The organism is Streptomyces sp. NPDC001787 (assembly GCF_040297465.1).
In the GTDB taxonomy this organism is placed as follows: domain Bacteria; phylum Actinomycetota; class Actinomycetes; order Streptomycetales; family Streptomycetaceae; genus Streptomyces.
Map to the genome: position 1 here is coordinate 22,594 of NZ_JBEOZE010000023.1, position 17,598 is coordinate 40,191.

The window sequence follows — 17,598 nt, forward strand, 5'->3', positions numbered from 1 at the left end:
CCCAAACCCCTCCCATGAGATCGCACAAGAGTGCCCCCGGCCGACGGAAATCCGGTTGCGTCCATGCCGGTACGGAGCCGAGCATGCCCCGTATGCACCACACGGGGGCGCGCCCATGAGCGCACGACTGCGCGGCATCGCGCGGGAGACGGAGAAGGCCGTCGAGGCCGGCCGGTACCGCACCGAGGACGGCCGGGAGGTCTCCATCGAGCGCGCGCTGTCCGCCGCGCTCTCCGGCACCCGGCTCTACGGCCCCGAGCCGGTGCCCGTCGCCGTCCTGGACACCGACCGCGTCCCGGTCGTCGAGGTGACCGGCGAGAGCAGTCTGCGGGCGGCACACCGGATGACCCGCGCGGCGGCGGGCAAGGTCGCCGTCCTCAACTACGCCTCGGCCCGCAATCCGGGCGGTGGCTACCTCAACGGCGCGCAGGCCCAGGAAGAGGCGCTGTGCCGGGGCTCCGCGCTCCACGCGACCCTGTCGCGCGCCCCCGGGTACTACGCCCACCACCGCGCCGAACGCAGTGCGTTCTACACCGACCGGGTGATCCACTCGCCCGGTGTACCGGTGTTCCGCGACGACCGGGGACGGTTCCTCGACCTCCCGTACAGCGTGGGCTTCCTCACCTCGCCCGCGCCCAACGCCGGAGTGATCCGCAGGCGGACCCCGGGCGAGGCGCACCGCATCCCGGCCGCGCTCGCGAGCCGCGCCGAACGGGTGCTGGAGGTGGCGGCGGTACGCGGCTACCGCAGGCTGGTGCTGGGAGCGTGGGGCTGCGGGGTGTTCCGGAACGATCCCGCGCAGGTGGCGGGCGCCTTCCACACGCTGCTCCGTGACGGCGGCCGGTTCGGCGGCCACTTCGAGCAGATCGTCTTCGGCATCCTGGAACGCGGCCCGGAGTCCGCCGTCCGCACGGCTTTCGCCCGTACGTTCGCCGACCGGCTCCAGGACTGAGGGCCCCTCCGGTCAGCTCCAGCCGTACAGTTCCCGCAGCCGCACGGCGACCAGTTCGAACCGCTCCCGGTCCAGCGCGCAGGCCTCCCGCCGCATCCCGTCCTCGTGCACCCGCAGCACCCGGTTCAGGTCGGCCCAGGACGGCCGGCCCGAGCTGTCCCAGGGCCCCGCCCCCAGCGCCACCCACTCGCGGTCCGGATCGTGCTGCTTGCTGGAGAGCTGGACGGCGAGCAGGGTGCCCGTCTCCTCGCGGGCCACGACGAGAACCGGCCGGTCCTTGCCGCGGCCGTCGTTCTCCTCGAACGGCACCCAGGTCCAGACGATCTCGCCCGGATCGGGATCGCCGTCGCGGTCGGGGGCGTACAGGGTGCGGACCGGGCCCACCTCGCGCGGATCGGCCTGGAGGGTCGCGGCCGGTCCGCCGCGGCCGGGAGAGCCGGACGGACTGTCGGTGCTGTATGTGCCGTGGTGGAACGTCATCACATCACCGTAGGACCTCGACGGCCCGTTCCGTGGAGCGGGGCCGTCGAACCGGCCGCAGGCTCGACCTCATGGCCCACACCGTCACCGTCCGGCGGTCCCGGACCGTCACCGCCGCCGCACTCCTCACGGCGGTCCCGCTCCCGGCTGCTCCTGCCGGAGCGTCAGATCCGCCGCGTCCCGGAGGACGGGAATCCGCACCCTCACCCTCAACCGTAGGGTCAGACTCTGGTACGGACGCGGCCGTAGGGCGCTCCCGCGAAACGCCGCGTCGTCGACGGACCGCGCCGGGCGGGCACCGACGCGGTGCCACCGTCGGGGAGACGATGACGTCCGGAGCCCCGGCGGCGATCCCCGCCCGCCCCGCCCGGCTCAAGGAGCACCCCGAGGCGTTGCCGCGCACCGTCCGGGGCTGAGCCACGGGCTCGCGCGGGCCGCCGTCGCCGGCGGGCCGGGGGGCGCCGGCGCGCCGTTTCCGGCGCTCCGGCTCCGCGCTACGGGGCCCCGGACCACTGTCCGGACCGCCCGGTCTGGAAGACTGCCCGACGCCATGAGCCAGTTACCCAAACAGCCCGCCGCAGTCTCCGTTCCGACCAGCGCCGACGTGGCGCGACTCGCAGGAGTCTCCCGGGCCACCGTGTCGTACGTACTGAACAACAACGCCACCGTACGGATCAGCGAACCCACCCGGCGAAGAGTCAGGGAAGCCGCGGTCCATCTCGGCTATGTGCCGCACGCGGCCGCCCGGAGCCTGCGCGCCGGACATACCAGAATGGTGCTGCTGCCCGACGGGAACACCCCCGCGGGGCCTCTGCACCAGCACTTCATCGAAGAACTCCAGTCCGGGCTGCGCCGCCTCGACTACACCGTCGTCCAGTACGGCAGCGGCGGCCTCGGGGCCGACGAGGCCGCCAGGGCGTGGGCGGAACTGCGGCCCGTCGCCGTCGTCGCCCCCGCCGGGATCTCCCTCACACCGCACGGCATAGCCGTGCTCACCCGCTCCGGTGCCAAGGCGGTGATCACCCTGGGCCCGGAGCCGGTGGACGGCGCGCACGCCCTGGTCATCGACCAGCGGGAGATCGGCGGCTGCGCCGTCGGGCACCTGCTGGCGCGTGGCCGCCGCCGGATCGGGGTGGTCATGCCCCAGGAACCGGCCCTCGCCCCGTTCGCCGAACCGCGGCTGGCCGGCGCACTGCGCGCGGCGGAACCGGCGGGTGCCCGCATCCAGCCACTGCCGCTGCACTACGAGGAGGACTCGGCCGCCGCGCTCGCCGCCCGCTGGCGCACCCTCGGCCTGGACGCCGTCTTCGCCTACAACGACGAGTACGCGATGCTGCTGACGAGAGCCTTCCAGGACGCCGGCATCGCGGTGCCCGGGGAGACAGCCGTGATCGGCGCGGACGACCTGATGCTGGGCAGACTGCTGCGGCCCAGGCTGAGCACCGTACGGATGGAACTGGCGACACGGCAGCCGCCGGCCGAGATGATCGACCGGCTGATGCAGCACCCCGCCGGAAGACCGGAGCGGCACGACCTGCTGCGGGCACGGGCCGTCCCGCGCGAATCCAGCTGACCGGACCTTGCCGCCGGCGGCACGACGACATGCGCGGGGAACGGCGGATGTCTAGCGTCGGAGCATGAGCCATCCGCAGAGCTACGAGATCCTGCTGGTCCCCGAGTTCAAGAAGTCGGGCACCGACGCCCCCGGCCCCGGGCGTGCCATCCGCTCGGCGGTCGTGGCCGCCACCGGGGAGACCGGGGCGTCGGGCTACCCCCGCTACGAGGGCGAGGGGGTGGTGGCGGACATCGACCCGTCGACCCGCACCGTGGAGGCGCTGCTGGTCGACGGCGCGGAGCTGGACTACGGGCTCTCGGTGCGGATCTCGGAGAAGAGCGTGGAGAGCGGCGAGGGCAGGCGCTCGCCCGCGGCCGGGGGGACGCCCGAGCCCGGGGACAGCCGCGCGGAGCAGCCGGACGGCGAACCCGCGGACGAGGACACCGGGCCCTGATCCCCTCGGCGCACAGCGAAGAGGGGCTCGGTCCTGACCGACGGACGCACAATGGTGAGGGGCCCGGTCCTGACGGACGGGCCCCTCACCTCAAGCGACGCGCGGAGAAAGCCGCTACCGCTGCTCCGGCTGCCCCTGCTTCTGGGCCTCGACGGACTTGCGCACCTCGTCCATGTCCAGGTTGCGGGCCTGTCCGATGACGTCCTCCAGAGCCGCCTCGGGAAGCGCGCCGGGCTGGGCGAACACCGCCACGTTGTCCCGGACGATCATCAGCGTGGGAATGGACCGGATCTCGAACGCGGCCGCCAGCTCCTGCTGCGCCTCCGTGTCGACCTTGGCGAAGACCAGATCGGGGTGGCGCTCGGACGCCGAGTCGTAGACCGGCGCGAACTGTCGGCACGGGCCGCACCAGGAAGCCCAGAAGTCGATCAGTACGAAGTCGTTGTCGCTGACGACCTGATCGAAGTTTTCCTTGGTGAGCTCTACGGTGCTCATGCTCAGATACCTCTTCCTCTGCCCGTTCGGACGTGTCCCGCACAACGGTGACCGCTCCTGCGCTATTCCGCCTGCCCGTGTGGCCGCGGCGCACACCCACGATCAGACTGTTCGCATGACCGACACAGCGGAGGGCGCAGTGGAGAGCATCGAGTACGACGTCGTGGTGATCGGCGCGGGTCCGGTGGGGGAGAACGTGGCCGACCGGGCCCGTGCGGCCGGGCTCAGCACGGCCGTCGTGGAGTCCGAGCTGATCGGCGGCGAATGTTCGTACTGGGCGTGCATGCCGAGCAAGGCCCTGCTGCGCCCGGTCGTGGCCCGCGCGGATGCCCGTCACGTCCCGGGTCTGAGCGCCGCCGTGCGGGGGCCCCTCGATGTCGCGGCGGTCCTGGCCCGCCGCGACGCGTTCACCTCGCACTGGAAGGACGACGGTCAGGCCGCCTGGCTGGACGGCATCGGCGCGGTGGTCCACCGGGGGACGGGCCGGCTCACCGGAGTCAGGACGGTCTCCGTCACCGCCCCGGACGGCGGGGAACAGCGGCTCACCGCCCGGCACGCCGTGGCCGTCTGCACCGGCAGCCGCGCCGTCGTCCCCGGCCTTCCCGGGCTCGCCGAAGCCCGGCCCTGGACCAGCCGCGAGGCGACCAGCGCGAAGGAGGTGCCCGGCCGGCTGGTCGTCGTCGGCGGGGGAGTCGTCGGCGTCGAGATGGCGACCGTCTGGCAGGCCCTCGGCGCCGAGGTGACGATGCTGGTCCGGGGCAGCGGCCTGTTGCCGAGGATGGAGCCGTTCGCGGGCGAACTGGTCGCCGAGGCCCTCACCGGGGCCGGCGCGAGGATCCGCACCGGCGTGTCCGCCACCGCCGTGCACCGGGCCGGGCAGGACGGACCTGTCACCGTGGACCTGGACAGCGGCGAGCGGATCGAAGCCGACGAGATCCTCTTCGCCACCGGCCGGGCGCCGCGCACCGATGACCTGGGCCTGGAGACCGTGGACCTGGAACCCGGCTCCTGGCTCACCGTCGACGACAGCTGCCGTGTCGAGGGCACCACCTGGCTGTACGCGGTCGGCGACGTCAACCACCGGGCACTGCTCACCCACCAGGGCAAGTACCAGGCCCGTATCGCGGGCGCGGCCATCGCCGCCCGTGCCCAGGGCGTCCCCCTGCCGGAGTCCGGCCGCTGGGGAGCGTACGAGGCCACCGCCGATCACGCGGCCGTCCCCCAGGTCGTCTTCACCGACCCGGAGGCCGCCTCCGTCGGCCTCACCCTCGCCGAGGCGGAGAGGGCTGGGCACCGGGTCCGCGCGGTCGACCACGACCTGGCCTCGGTGGCGGGCTCCGGCCTGTACGCCGACGGGTACCGGGGCCGGGCCCGGATGATCGTCGACCTGGACCGGGAGACGGTGCTCGGCGTCACGTTCGTCGGCCCCGGCATCGGCGAGCTGCTGCACTCGGCGACCGTCGCGGTCGCGGGCGAGGTGCCCATCGAGCGCCTCTGGCACGCGGTCCCCGCCTATCCGACCATCAGCGAGGTGTGGCTGAGGCTGCTGGAGACGTACCGGGACGGCGGCCGGGGCTGACCCGCCTCCCCGGCTTCCTGCCGGAACCTCAATCAATGCCCTGTTTTTCGTGTTATTTGGGGCATATTCCGACATCTGCCCCTTAAGTTGTGGGAGGACTCCACTCGGGTGGCGTCGCGCATCACGTGGCTACCGCAACGAACGGGCGACACCGATGTGCGCGGACGGATGCGCCGGACGAACCGTGGAACCGGAGCGCCGATCGCCGCACGGGCACGTGTCGGGAAAGGCAGGGCAGATGAACGTGGTGGGGATCATCACTTCCGGTGCGGTCGCGCTGTTCATCACGGCGTTACTCACCGCAGGCATCCGCAGGGCGGTACTCCGGCGCGGGGCGGTGGCACGCCCGGACGGCCGCCCGCCGCGCGTCCGCACGGCGTACCTGGGCGGACCGGCGGCCGTCCTGAGCGTCACCGCCGTCACCTGGGCCGGAACGGGGCTGGGCCTCGCGGAACCGGGCACCTCCGTCCTGCCCCTGCTCGCCGCGTCCGGCGCGCTCGCCGCGGTCGGGCTCGTCCACGATCTGCGACCGCTCGGCAATTGGCCGCGACTGGCCGCGCAGACGGCCGCCGCGGTCGCCGTGGTGTCCTTCTCCGGGCTGTCACCGGCCGCGGGTGTGCTCGGCATGGTCTGGATCGTGTTCCTCACCAACGCCTTCAGCATGCTGGACAACTCCGACGGCGCGATGGGCACCGTCTGTGCCGTCACGGCGGCCGGCCTGCTCGTCTGCGCGGCCGCCGACGGCCGGTCCGGCGTGGTCCTCCTGCTGGCCGCGCTCATGGCCGCCCTCATCGCCCTGCTGGTGCAGGGCCGGCACCCCGCGCGGCTCCTCCCCGGCGCGTGCGGCTCACAGTTCACCGGCTTCGTCCTGGCGGGCTGTGCCGTGCTCGTCCACGCGTCGGCACCGCCTGAGCGTGCCGCGTGGACGGCACTGCCGGTGCTGACCCTGGTGGCCGTCACCGACACGGTGCTCGTGCTGGTGTCACGCCGGCGGGCCTACCGGCCGATGCTGCCGGACGGCACCGATCACATCGCCCACCGGCTGCGCCGTGTCCGCCTCACCAAGCCGGGCGTGGCGGTCGTCCTGGGGCTCGGCGCGGTTGCCGCGACCCTCACCGCGACCCTGGTGTACACAGGGCAGTTGCCCCCGTGGGCCGGGCTCCTGCCGACGGCGTGCGCGCTGCTCGCCGTGGTGGCGCTGCTCAGGATCCCGGCGTACGCGAACGGGCTCCCGCGTCCGCCGCGGACCCCGCGCCCCGCGAAGGTCCCCCCGGCGCCCGCCTCCGCCGCCGCCGTACCGGGTGCCCGCCCGACCACGCCGCCCGCGACCGGCGGCCGGCCCGCCGCCGAACTCGCCGGAGACAGAAGATGACATGAGGCCCCGGCCCTCGTGTCCGCGGTGCGGAGGCGAGCGGGATCCGTGCGCCGACGGAGCGTCAGCCGGCGCACGCAACTCCCCTTCGGCAGCCATCCGGTCGGCCGCCCGCCGCGAGCCATGTGCGGTGTTTCCGGACGAAGATTCCGTCCAGGACACCGCACGCGTGCGAGACGGTAGATTTTTCCCGACCCCGCACCGTGCGAGTGGAGCCGTACGCCGACCGACAGATCGGGAACCCTTCTCATGACCACTCCCGCTTCTCCGACCGACGCCGCCGCGCACCCTCCGTACGCGGGCGGCAGCCTTCTCGCGGTGAGCGATCTGCACGCGGGGGTCTCCGACAACCGGGCCATCGTCGAGTCGCTGCGCCCGTCCTCGGACAAGGACTGGCTGATCGTCGCGGGCGATGTGGCGGAGCAGCCGCACGACATCCGGTGGGCGCTCGGACTCCTCGCGGAGCGCTTCGCCCATGTCGTGTGGACCCCCGGCAACCACGAGTTGTGGACCGTGGACAAGGACCCCGTACGGCTGCGCGGGCAGGCCCGCTACGAGCACCTCGTCGAGATCTGCCGGGGCCTCGGGGTGACGACGCCCGAAGACCCGTTCCCCCTGTGGCCCGGCCCGGACGGCCCGGTGGCCGTCGCCCCGCTCTTCCTCCTGTACGACTACACCTTCCGCGCCCCCGGCGCCCGCACGACAAAGGAGTCGCTGGCGATCGCGCACAAGGCGGGCATCGTCTGCAGCGACGAGTACCTCCTGCACCCCGACCCCCATGCCGGCCGGGAGGACTGGTGCCGGGCGCGGGTCGCCGAGACGGAACGCAGACTGGCCGCCCACGACCCGGACATCCCGCTGGTGCTCGCCGGACACTGGCCCCTCGTCCGGGAACCCACCGCGGTGATGTGGTACCCGGAGTTCGCCCAGTGGTGCGGAACCGAGCTGACCGCCGACTGGCACCGCCGGTTCAACGTCGCGGCCGTCGTCTACGGACACCTCCACATCCCCCGTACGACGTGGTACGACGGGGTGCGCTTCGAGGAGGTCTCGATCGGCTATCCCCGGGAGTGGCGCAAACGCGGCCATCCGCGTGGCCTGCTGAGACAGATCCTCCCGTACGAGCAACGCCCCGCGGCCCCGGACGGCACCCCCGCCGGCGGACACGCACCGCACCCCGACCCCGAAGGCGCCTCGTGATCGATCACCTGCTCCCCGGATACGTCTCCTGCGCCGCCACCCGCCGGGAAACGGTGCCGGACGGATTCCTCTTCCCCGAGGAGCGGGAACTGGTGGCCAGGAGCGTGTCCAAGCGCGTCAACGACTTCACCACCGCCCGCGCCTGCGCCCGCCGGGCCATGGCGGGCCTCGGCCTGCCGCCCGTGGCGGTACTGCGCGGCCGGCGCGGGGCCCCGCTGTGGCCCGCGGGGATCATCGGCAGTCTCACGCACTGCGATGGCTACCGGGCGGCGGCGCTGGCGCGGGCCGCGGACGCCCTGAGCCTGGGCATCGACGCAGAGCCGCACGCCCCCCTGCCCGCCGGAGTGGCGGACTTGATCTCGCTGCCTTCGGAGCGTCGCTGGACCGCGCCGTCCGCCTCCGGCGACGACGGCGCGGTGCACTGGGACCGGCTGCTCTTCAGCGCCAAGGAGAGTGTCTTCAAGGCGTGGTACCCGGTCACCGGGACCGAACTCGACTTCGACGAGGCGGAGATCACCTTCGACCGGGCCGCCGGCGGCCGGGCCATGGAAGGCACGTTCGCGGCGCGCCTGCTGCGCACCGACCCGGCTCTGCCGCCTACCCTGGACGGCAGATGGCGGGTCGAGGACGGCATCGCCGCCACGGCCGTCCTGGTACCGCACGGCTGACGGGGCCGGGTGCGTTCGGCGACACGTGCACGGGGGCGTGAGCACCGGGGCGCGTGCACGGGGGCGCTTGGGTACGGGGGAATGGGTAACGGGGCGCGTGCACGGTCGCGTGGGTAACGGGGTTGTGTACGGGGCCGGTTCAGCATTCCCCCGCGCTCCTCAGCGGGCGTCCCAGCCGCACGTTCCACCGTCCGGACCGGCCGCTCAGCTCGGTGAGCGCCAGCGGAACGACGTCGAGCCGCCAGAACGCCGCCACCGGCAGGGCCAGGCCATGGACCACCGCCGCCCGCACCACCGAGGGTCCGGCAACGGCCAGTACGCTTCCGTCGGCCCCGTCCGGGGCCGCGTCCAGCCAGCCACCGACCCGGGCGGTCAGATCACGCAGGGACTCACCGCCGTGCGGTGCCGCCGCGGGATCGCCGAGCCACGCCGACACCGCCTCCGGCTCCCGCGCGGTGACCTCGTCCAGCCGCTCCCCACGCCAGCGCCCCAAGTCCCAGTCGGCCAGGGCGGCTTCGGTCCGCGCGGTGAGGCCGAGCGCCTCGGCCGTCCGCAGACACCGCTGCGAGGGTCCGCTCAGGTACCGGCCGGCCGGGGGCACCGACCCGGCTGCGGCGCGGGCGCTCCGCTCACCGGTGCGGTCCAGGGCCGCCTCGTCCTCGAAGCGCGCCTCCCGCAACGCCGCGTTCATCGCAGGTGAGATCAGCGTCACCCGTACCGTCATATCGTCCTCCACTCTCCTCGACCGCCGCCCCGGTGGCGCAGGTTCTCATGCCTCCCGAGGCCGGTGACCGCGCCGGTCGCACCATGGCGGTGCCCGCGTACAGGCGGTATGGTCACGTCGACCATGACGACGGTGTGACGGAAGTCCGGTGAGAATCCGGCACGGTCGCGCCACTGTGTACCCGTCCCGCGCGGGAAGTCAGACCCAGCACCTTCGTCTCAGGCACCACGACAGGGACGCGTGTTCCCACAGGAGGTTCTGCCATGGCACAGTCCGCTGCCCCCGCGAGCGGGGCGACCGCCCTCACCCCGATCTCGGCGAAGGCCATCGCGCCCTGGGCCGTCTTCTTCGGCGTTCTCATGCTCGTCCTGCTGTACTTCGTCGGCGCCGAGCAGGGCGCCACCGCCGTCATCTCCGGCGAAGGCGTCCACGAATGGGTTCACGACGGCCGTCACCTGCTCGGCTTCCCCTGCCACTGAGACAACAGGGGACACTCTCATGAACTCCATATCTGTCAGAGCTCTGCTCGTGCGCGGCATGCTGGCCGGCCTGATCGCGGGCGCGGTGGCTCTCGTCGTCGCCTACTTCCTCGGCGAGTCCCAAGTGGACGCCGCCATCGCGCTGGAGGAGGCACACAGCCATGATCACGGCGGCGGCGAGGAACTCGTCAGTCGCACCATGCAGGCCACCGGCGGACTCGCCACCGGCATCCTGGTCTTCGGTGTGGCGATCGGCGGGATCGCCGCTCTCGTCTTCTGCTACGCCCTCGGCCGTGTCGGCCGTTTCGGCCCCAGGGCCACGGCCGCACTGATCGCGGGCGCCGCCCTGCTGACGGTGTACGTCGTACCGTTCCTGAAGTATCCGGCGAACCCGCCGGCCGTCGGCAACCCCGACACCATCGGCAAGCGCACCACCCTGTTCTTCCTGATGGTCGCCCTCAGCGTGCTGCTGGCCGTCGCCGCCGTGATCCTCGGCAGACGTCTCGCCCCCCGTCTGGGCAACTGGAACGCGGCCATCACCGCCACCGCCGGGTTCGTCCTGCTGATCGGACTCGCCTACGCGTTCCTGCCCTCGTTCAACGAGGTCGGCAAGGACTTCCCGGCCTCGTTGCTGTGGGAGTTCAGGCTCTCCACCCTGGCCATTCAGACCACCCTCTGGACCGTCTTCGGCCTGACCTTCGGCTATCTGACCGAAAGGCTGCTGGCACCCGGCACCGGAGCCGCGGCGACGAGCGGCGTCACGGAGCGGCGCACGGCCGGTGCGGTGAACTGACGGTTCCCGTACGAGGGCCGGTACGTACAAGGGCCGGTACTCACGACGCACGCGTACGACGGAACCCGCCGGGGCAGTCCCGGCGGGTTCCGTCGTACTTACCGGATCCTCACCAGCGACCTGGAGCGGGCCGCCGCCGGAGGGCTGCGCATAGCCTCGCGCTCGCGGCACAGATGATCATGCCGGCGAACACCGGTGCGGCGCTCATGCCGGTGGCCCGTCCGGCCACCCTCTGCGACGGCACCATGTCCCGACGGGTGCGCGACCCCGTGCACACCGCCGTCCTCACCCCCGACGCGGTCGGGACTCAGTGTCGCCGAGGCCGCCTTGATGGCGGAATGGCTGGACCGGGTGGCGAATTCCCTTCCGGCGGACGGCGCCACGGCCTGAACCCGCGGCCCGGCGCCGGAGACCGGCCGGGGTGCACCGCGTTGGCGCGTCCCCGGCCGGGACCGGTTTCCGACAGGCGGCCCGGGGCGTCCAGGATCTCCCGGAATTCCCGGGTCAGGACGCCGCGGACCCGGCGGGTCCGGGATCAGGCCGTCCCGTAACCGGAATCCCCGGTCAGCGCGGCGGCCATCCGCAGATGCGGCGCGGCCTCCGTGTGCCGCCCCTGGCGTTCCAGGGTGCGTCCCAGCATGAGGTGCGCGTAGTCCTCCACCGGGTCGCGCTCCAGCACGGTACGCAGTTCGGTCTCGGCCCTGCCGAGCCGGGCGGAGTGGTAGTAGGCGCGCGCGAGCAGCAGCCGGGGGGCGACCTCGTGCGGTGCCTCCTCGACCAGTCCGCCCAGGATGCGGGCCGCCGTCAGGTATTCCCTGGCCTCGAAGAACATCTGTGCCCGGTCCCACCGCTCGGCGGCCGTGCCGAACTCGGTATAGGTCTCGCTCATGTGTCCTCCTCCTGCGTGTCTGCCGGCTCGGGCTGCTCGGCGTTCGTGCCGCCGGGCGCCCGGGGGTGACAACACCACATGATGGTTTAACATTCCACTACATTTTCGGCGTGGGGACCGGCTCTCCGTGCCCGTACGGGAATAGGTTGTGCGCCATGAGCAATCTCGATCGCCAGGCCGCACTCTCCGTCTGCGGAGGGCGTGGCTTCGTCGTCGCCGAACCGGTACGTGAACTTCTCAGCCCGCGCCGCGTCCAGCTGGGCGAGTCCACCGAGGTGCGCCGGCTGCTGCCCAACCTGGGCCGCCGCATGGTCGGCGCCTGGGCCTTCGTGGACCACTACGGCCCCGATGACATCGCCGACGAGCCCGGCATGCAGGTGGCGCCCCATCCTCATATGGGTCTGCAGACCGTCAGCTGGCTCCATGAGGGCGAGGTCCTGCATCGCGACAGCCTGGGCAGCCTGCAGACGGTGCGACCCCGGGAGCTGGGTCTGATGACCTCCGGCCGGGCCATCAGCCATTCCGAGGAGAGTCCGAAGCCGCACGCGAGGCTTCTGCACGGCGCCCAGCTCTGGGTCGCACTCCCCGACGCCCACCGGGACGTCGAACCGCACTTCCAGCACCATGCGGACCTGCCCAGCGTCACCGCGCCCGGCCTCACCGCCACCGTCATCCTCGGTGAACTCGACGGTGCCGTCTCGCCGGGCACCGCCTACACCCCGATCGTGGGCGCGGACCTGTCCCTGACGCAGGGCGCCGAGGCCCGGCTGCCACTGGATCCGGACTTCGAGTACGCGGTCCTGTCCATGTCCGGCGAGGCCGAGGTCGACGGCGTACCCGTACTGCCGGGCTCGATGCTGTACCTCGGCTGCGGACGCACCGAACTGCCGTTGCGTGCCCTCTCCGACGCGGGGCTGATGCTGCTGGGGGGTGAGCCCTTCGAGGAGGAGATCGTCATGTTCTGGAACTGGATCGGACGGTCCCAGGAGGATATCGCACAGGCCCGCGAAGACTGGATGAACGGGACCCGTTTCGGTGAGGTGAAGGGCTATGACGGCCCTCCGATTCCAGCTCCGGAGCTGCCTGTGGTGCCGCTGAAGGCGCGGGGGAGGGTGCGCTGAGCTGGGGCAATCGTTCGAGCCGACCTCAGGCTGGCCGGCTTCGGACAAATTCCGTTTCTGGTCGGCTCGTCACTGCTCGGTGGGCCCTTGGTGTGGGCCGCGGATCTTGGGTGCGACTCCCATGTGGAGCAGGGTGTGGTGACGTTTGATGGAACGAATGCTGACTCCGCGCTGACTTCACTGACGAATAGTCAGTTGTCTGGTGCTGGTCCGCACCATGTCGCCGCGCCAGGAGTGAGCCCGGCCGAGGCTCCGCCCACAAGGCGGTCCCGTGCGTGGAGCAGGATTGTGGCGTGGGGTTGCGTCGCGCGTGACGGGCAACGGTCGACACCACGTCTACGCTGTCCAGCCAATTGTGGTCAGTCGACAAAGAGCCCTCTCGGCTTCCAGCTCGCGATGGGACCACGTCTGCGCGCGGCGTGATCGGCCGGCTCGCCGGACGGGGCCCCTTTTTGCGGGCCCCGGCGGCATGCTGGTCGGCACGCACGATCGTGGAGTCGACCGCGACCGTCCATTTGCAGGTCCTTGTCGGCGTCGGTCCGGGCCGACCAGGGCAGTGAAGACCCGTTCCCAGGTACCGTCCAGCGCCCATATCCGCAGCCGGTAGTAGACGCCTCTCCAGTTGCCGTACTTCTCCGGCAGGTGGACCCACTGCGTCCCGGTCCGGAACTCGAAGGTGATCGCGTCGATCACCTGCCGGTGATCCCGCCGAAGACGTACCACTCCGGTGAGTAGACGCGCTCGAATCGTTTTGCGCCCGACGATACTTTCAGCGCTTGACCTTGACGCAACGGCAGGGTTTCTACTGGCGGCATGCGAATAGGGGAGATCGCCGCGCTCGTGGGGCTCACCACCCGGGCGATCCGGCACTACCACCATGTCGGGCTGCTTCCGGAACCGGAGCGGCGCCCCAACGGCTACCGGGCCTACAGCGTCCGTGATGCCGTCCTGCTCGCCCGGGTGCGCCGGCTCACCGAACTCGGCCTCAGCCTAGATGAAGTGCGTGACGCCCTCGCCGATGATGCCGGGCGCGAACTGGCCGAGGTGTTGGTGGAACTCGACGCCGACCTGGCCCGCCAGGAAGCCGACATCCGGGAGCGCCGTGGCCGGCTCAGCGCCCTGCTCACCGAGCCGCCCGGCGCGACCGGGCCCGTCTCACCCGCCCTCGCCGTACTGCTGGCACAAGCCCCCAGCACAGACTCACCGAGCGCGGCCAAGGACCGCGAGTACCTCATGCTGATGGACGACACCAGCTCCGGTAGCCAAGAGATTTTCGCGCTGCTCGGAACACTGGTCGCCGATCCCGCGGTCGTCGAACTGTATGAGCGTCTCGACGCGCTCGCCGAAGCCCCCGCCGACGATCCGCGGATCGCACCTCTGGCAGCTGACCTGATGGCAGCCGTCCCCGATGAGCTGTTCGCCGCAATCCCCGAGGACGGGGCGGTCGTGACCGGGTTCAAGGAGGCGCTGCTCGCCGAGTACACCCCCGCGCAAGCGGAAGTCGTTGGCCGACTTATGGACGCGTTCATGGAGAGGGGCCGGGGATGAACGGCCGACCAAGGGGCGTACGGGCGGCGCGGGTCGCGGTCGCCGCCGTACTGACGGGGGAACTGGCCCTGGCGGCCTGCCTGGTGGCCGGGCTCCGGCCGCCCGGTTGGGCGCTGGCGGGCGCCGAGGCGCTGGTGCTCGTGGTGCTGCTGTTCGAAGCATGGGTGCTGCGCTCGCTGTATGTCGCCGCGCGCGCCCGCGGCGCAGACCGCCGGGAAGCGCAGCGAGCTGCCGTACAGGAGGCGGTGCCGGTGACGGTCCACCGCCTGGTCCTCCACGAACTGCGCGCCCTCGCCTCCCTGGGGCGGTGGGTCCGGCGCGGCACGCACGGGGCGCGCCCCGGGGACCACGCTGCCGCGTACACCGGGCCCCAGACCGCGATGATGTACGGGCTGCTCTTCGTGATGGTCATCGAGACGGTGGTCCTGGCCTTCCTCATCCCTTGGCCGGTGGTCCACCGGGTGATCCTGGTACTCGACCTGTACGGCGTCGTCCTCGTGCTGGCCCTGCACGCCGCCTGCGTCACCCGGCCGCACATCGTGCGCCCCGACGGCTCTCTGCGGATCCGCTACGGAGCCCTCTTCGACCTCGCCGTACCGCCGGACGCGGTCGCCTCGGTCCGGGTCGACCGGCGCTATCCCGAAGGCGGCCTGATCACCCTTTCCGAGGACGGGGTCCTCGACCTCATAGTGGGCAGCCAGACCTCAGTGACCCTGGAGCTGAACCGGCCACTCCCCTTCACCCGCCCGCTCGGCGCAATGGAAGAGGCCCACACCATCCGCTTCCACGCCGACGACCCGCGCGCACTGGTCAGCGCGCTCCGTCAGCCCGCCTGAGTACACAGGTTGGTCCTCGCCGCGACGTGACGCCCGGCAAGGGGCTCCGATCGGGCGCCGCCCGGGTTGCATGTTCGACTTCTCAGCATTCTCACAAATGAACATCTATGAGAGTTCTGCGAGAGCCCCGGGAGTGATCACGTTCCCGCAGGTCGCCGTTCGCAAAAGCCCTCTCGAAACCAGCGTGTTGTGCGATGTACCTCTGAGAGACTGCCGCCATGGATCTCAGCCCGATCAGGCAGCATTGGCGGTAGAACGTCACGACTGCCCGAACTGTGACGCGCCCGCCGGAAGCGCCTGCCGCACCCGGGGCGGGAAGACGGCCGCGGAACGGGATCCTGTCGGCGATCGTCCGGCGGACCATTGCCCTGGCCATCGCCACCTCGGTCGCGCATCCGACCTCGTCGTCAATGCGTCAATGCCGGCCTGGCGGCACCGCTCACGGTCGTCCGTTCAGGAGGCGGGAAGACCCTGACGGCGGTCGATCAGCGTGCGTCCGAGCGGGACAGCCCTTAGGCCAGGAAAACACCGACCTGGCAATTTGTCGTGCGGCCCGCAGTGCCGGAGTACTGCCGTTGCACCCAGGCCGAACCAGTGCCGTTCTTCGGGAAACCGGTGTCGTCCACGATCAGGACCGCATCAGGGTCGCCGAGATGCACGACCACGTACTCACGCACATCGTCCAGGACCTCATCGGCGTCCCCACCGATTCGGTTCAGCAGCCGGTGGATGCGGTCCGAGCATACGGCGCAGGACCAGTGAAAGGAACGACGGGACGCCGCGCGAAAGATGACGCTCCGCGACCACTCCCCAAGATCTGTGCCAGAACCCAGGACTCACTCGTGATCGAAGCCCGGGAGGTCAGTTTCTCCCTTCGGGGTTCTGGTAGATGCTGGCGGCCATTGATCCCAATTGCTTGTTGGCCTTTAGCGCCAGGTCGATCGCGTCGCTGACGCTGTTGCTGGGGACCGGGACGTTGTTCACATAGATGGCGAAGACGAGTCGGTGACCATTTTTCGCGTCAACGTATCCTGCAAGCGCCTTGGTGGTGAGAGCCAGCTTGCCCTTGAGAGCGCCGACCAGGGTGCCGGTCTTCGCGCGAATGTGTCCTGCGGCAGGGTCGGTGTGCGCGATGACATCCGCGAGTGATCCATCGACACCCAGGCTCGGCATGGAGTCGTAGAAGGTGCTGAAGTCGCGACTGTGGGAAAGATGCCGCAGCAACTCCGTCTGTGCGGCTGGTGTGGCCTTGTCCCCGGTCAAGCCTTGGGCATCGACGAGCGTGAACGAATTCGGGTCAATACCTGCTCCGGCGAGAAAGTTCCGCTCGATCTGCATCCCGTCGGCGTAGGTGTGCTTGCCGTGATGGACTGCCATCAGCGGTGGCAGGAGGTTGGCGCCGAGATTGTGGCTGACCTTATTGATCAACTTGGCGTATTCCCTGAAGGGCGGTGACGTGTACGTCGCCGAGACAGGCAAGGCCTTCACCTCCTCCGATGACGGAAGGTCGGAGCCGGGGTTGGATCCGAGCGTCGGGGCGCTGACGGTGACACCATTCCGCTCAAGAGCCTCGATGAGTACGGTGCGGGCAAATGCTGCGGGGTCGGGTACTTGGAATGTCGCCACGAACGGTGCGGTGGCGTCGGCGGGCACCGAGCCTCGAACCCGGATGTGCCCGGGGGCGTTGCTTTCGGTCTTCACCGTCGGCTTCGTGCCGGCCGGCGTGGTGGTGACGTTTGCGTCGACGGTGAAGGCTGCCGTCTTGGGACGCGAGTCGACCTTCGCCGGGTTGCCGGGCGTTCTGGGCGTGATGAGCAGGTCAATGAGGTTGTCGTTGACCACCGTTGGCGTGATGGGCGTCCCACCGATCGACACCGGGTCCCAGAGCCGATTGTCGATGATCACGTTGCCGTCCACTTGACGGATGCCGCTTGCCGCGACCTGGCGAGCCAGGTCATTGATGCCTGCCAGCGGGTCTTCCCGGGTGATGGTCGCCATTCCCGGCACGGCGTTTGCGTCGTAGTGGTCGAAGTCGGGGACATCCAGTTGCCCTGCTGCAGTCGTCCGTCCGCCGAGAGCCAGATCGCCGCTTCCCACCATGATCAGGTTGCCCGTGAGTCGTCCGGCCTCCGATATCGAACCGCTGTGCACGATCGGCGTACGGAAACGGTGGTCGCTGCCGAGGTCGTCGAGGGCTGCACCCACCGCGAAGGTCTTGGCTGTCGATCCAGTCATGAACTTGGATTCGGCGTTCTTCGACTGGAGGACTTTCCCTGTCTTCAGGTCGGCGACCTGCACGCCCCAGTCGCCTGTTGCCCACGGTGAGGCGTCCATGAGCTTTTGCAGCTCGGCGCTCACACCTGGAGCGTTCGGGGACGCGGAATTCGAGTGATCCTTTGAGTCATTGGAGCACGCCGACATCGTGACAGCCGCAAGGGCCGATGCCACAGCTA

The 17,598-nt window shown here is 70.9% G+C and carries 18 protein-coding genes and 1 pseudogene; 12 read left to right on the forward strand and 7 right to left on the reverse strand.

What is annotated here, in order from left to right; all coding sequences use genetic code 11:
- Positions 1-115: 115 nt before the first annotated feature.
- The gene (locus ABT170_RS27275; RefSeq protein WP_351871673.1) at positions 116-952 is read left to right on the forward strand and encodes a TIGR02452 family protein; all 837 of its coding nucleotides are present in this window, start codon (positions 116-118) and stop codon (positions 950-952) included.
- Between the two features lie 12 nt (positions 953-964).
- Here the strand turns inward: ABT170_RS27275 and ABT170_RS27280 are convergent, their stop codons facing one another.
- Positions 965-1,432: a type II toxin-antitoxin system PemK/MazF family toxin gene (locus ABT170_RS27280; RefSeq protein ID WP_329947172.1), complete on the reverse strand. Its 468-nt coding sequence runs from the start codon at positions 1,430-1,432 to the stop codon at positions 965-967.
- A 550-nt stretch (positions 1,433-1,982) separates the two neighbouring features.
- Here ABT170_RS27280 and ABT170_RS27285 point away from each other — a divergent pair.
- Both ABT170_RS27285 and ABT170_RS27290 read left to right on the forward strand, forming a co-directional pair.
- Positions 1,983-3,005 carry a LacI family DNA-binding transcriptional regulator gene (locus ABT170_RS27285; RefSeq protein ID WP_351871676.1) on the forward strand — a complete coding sequence of 341 codons (1,023 nt, stop codon included), beginning with the start codon at positions 1,983-1,985 and terminating at the stop codon, positions 3,003-3,005.
- 64 nt (positions 3,006-3,069) lie between these two features.
- Positions 3,070-3,441 carry a hypothetical protein gene (locus ABT170_RS27290; RefSeq protein WP_351871679.1) on the forward strand — a complete coding sequence of 124 codons (372 nt, stop codon included), beginning with the start codon at positions 3,070-3,072 and terminating at the stop codon, positions 3,439-3,441.
- Between the two features lie 114 nt (positions 3,442-3,555).
- On the opposite strand, the gene trxA is transcribed toward ABT170_RS27290, so the two are convergent.
- Positions 3,556-3,936 carry a thioredoxin gene (gene trxA / locus ABT170_RS27295; protein ID WP_329947169.1) on the reverse strand — a complete coding sequence of 127 codons (381 nt, stop codon included), beginning with the start codon at positions 3,934-3,936 and terminating at the stop codon, positions 3,556-3,558.
- 115 nt (positions 3,937-4,051) lie between these two features.
- Between trxA and ABT170_RS27300 the strand changes: the two genes are divergently transcribed.
- From ABT170_RS27300 to ABT170_RS27315, 4 genes are all read left to right on the forward strand, one after another.
- The gene (locus ABT170_RS27300; protein WP_329947168.1) at positions 4,052-5,515 is read left to right on the forward strand and encodes a dihydrolipoyl dehydrogenase family protein; all 1,464 of its coding nucleotides are present in this window, start codon (positions 4,052-4,054) and stop codon (positions 5,513-5,515) included.
- A gap of 238 nt (positions 5,516-5,753) precedes the next feature.
- Positions 5,754-6,887, forward strand: a complete 1,134-nt coding sequence (locus tag ABT170_RS27305; RefSeq protein ID WP_351871683.1) for an MraY family glycosyltransferase — start codon at positions 5,754-5,756, stop codon at positions 6,885-6,887.
- A 249-nt stretch (positions 6,888-7,136) separates the two neighbouring features.
- Positions 7,137-8,087 (forward strand): metallophosphoesterase family protein, encoded by a 951-nt coding sequence (locus ABT170_RS27310; RefSeq protein ID WP_329947166.1) that lies wholly within the window; start codon positions 7,137-7,139, stop codon positions 8,085-8,087.
- On the forward strand, positions 8,084-8,755 hold the full coding sequence (locus ABT170_RS27315) for a 4'-phosphopantetheinyl transferase family protein (protein ID WP_351871686.1): 672 nt from the start codon (positions 8,084-8,086) through the stop codon (positions 8,753-8,755). Before ABT170_RS27310 ends, ABT170_RS27315 begins: the two co-directional genes overlap by 4 nt.
- 139 nt (positions 8,756-8,894) lie before the next feature.
- On the opposite strand, the gene ABT170_RS27320 is transcribed toward ABT170_RS27315, so the two are convergent.
- On the reverse strand, positions 8,895-9,479 hold the full coding sequence (locus ABT170_RS27320) for a histidine phosphatase family protein (RefSeq protein ID WP_351871689.1): 585 nt from the start codon (positions 9,477-9,479) through the stop codon (positions 8,895-8,897).
- A 263-nt stretch (positions 9,480-9,742) separates the two neighbouring features.
- On the opposite strand from ABT170_RS27320, the gene ABT170_RS27325 reads away from it, so the two are divergent.
- Entirely contained in the window at positions 9,743-9,958 is a 216-nt protein-coding gene (locus ABT170_RS27325) for a CbtB domain-containing protein (protein WP_266926266.1), read from the forward strand.
- A gap of 19 nt (positions 9,959-9,977) precedes the next feature.
- On the forward strand, positions 9,978-10,751 hold the full coding sequence (locus ABT170_RS27330) for a CbtA family protein (RefSeq protein WP_351871692.1): 774 nt from the start codon (positions 9,978-9,980) through the stop codon (positions 10,749-10,751).
- Positions 10,752-11,286: 535 nt separating this feature from the next.
- Here the strand turns inward: ABT170_RS27330 and ABT170_RS27340 are convergent.
- A complete protein-coding gene (locus ABT170_RS27340) occupies positions 11,287-11,640 on the reverse strand; it encodes a tetratricopeptide repeat protein (RefSeq protein WP_329947162.1) in 354 nt (117 codons plus the stop codon).
- Positions 11,641-11,795: 155 nt separating this feature from the next.
- Here ABT170_RS27340 and ABT170_RS27345 point away from each other — a divergent pair, with 155 nt between their 5' ends.
- The gene (locus tag ABT170_RS27345) at positions 11,796-12,761 is read left to right on the forward strand and encodes a pirin family protein (RefSeq protein ID WP_351871695.1); all 966 of its coding nucleotides are present in this window, start codon (positions 11,796-11,798) and stop codon (positions 12,759-12,761) included.
- A 336-nt stretch (positions 12,762-13,097) separates the two neighbouring features.
- Here the strand turns inward: ABT170_RS27345 and ABT170_RS27350 are convergent, their stop codons facing one another.
- A complete protein-coding gene (locus ABT170_RS27350) occupies positions 13,098-13,640 on the reverse strand; it encodes a transposase (protein ID WP_351871698.1) in 543 nt (180 codons plus the stop codon).
- Here ABT170_RS27350 and ABT170_RS27355 point away from each other — a divergent pair.
- Both ABT170_RS27355 and ABT170_RS27360 read left to right on the forward strand, forming a co-directional pair.
- Complete coding sequence (locus tag ABT170_RS27355; protein WP_351871701.1) at positions 13,575-14,309, forward strand: MerR family transcriptional regulator; 735 nt, start codon at positions 13,575-13,577, stop codon at positions 14,307-14,309. The genes ABT170_RS27350 and ABT170_RS27355 overlap by 66 nt on opposite strands.
- Positions 14,306-15,145 (forward strand): hypothetical protein, encoded by an 840-nt coding sequence (locus ABT170_RS27360; protein WP_329947159.1) that lies wholly within the window; start codon positions 14,306-14,308, stop codon positions 15,143-15,145. The genes ABT170_RS27355 and ABT170_RS27360 overlap by 4 nt, the downstream gene beginning before the upstream one ends.
- A gap of 283 nt (positions 15,146-15,428) precedes the next feature.
- On the opposite strand, the pseudogene ABT170_RS27365 reads toward ABT170_RS27360, so the two are convergent.
- Both ABT170_RS27365 and dacB read right to left on the reverse strand, forming a co-directional pair.
- A pseudogene (locus tag ABT170_RS27365) lies at positions 15,429-15,882 on the reverse strand (transposase); the annotation flags it as partial.
- A 124-nt stretch (positions 15,883-16,006) separates the two neighbouring features.
- Complete coding sequence (dacB, locus tag ABT170_RS27370; RefSeq protein WP_351871705.1) at positions 16,007-17,503, reverse strand: D-alanyl-D-alanine carboxypeptidase/D-alanyl-D-alanine endopeptidase; 1,497 nt, start codon at positions 17,501-17,503, stop codon at positions 16,007-16,009.
- Positions 17,504-17,598 lie beyond the last annotated feature (95 nt).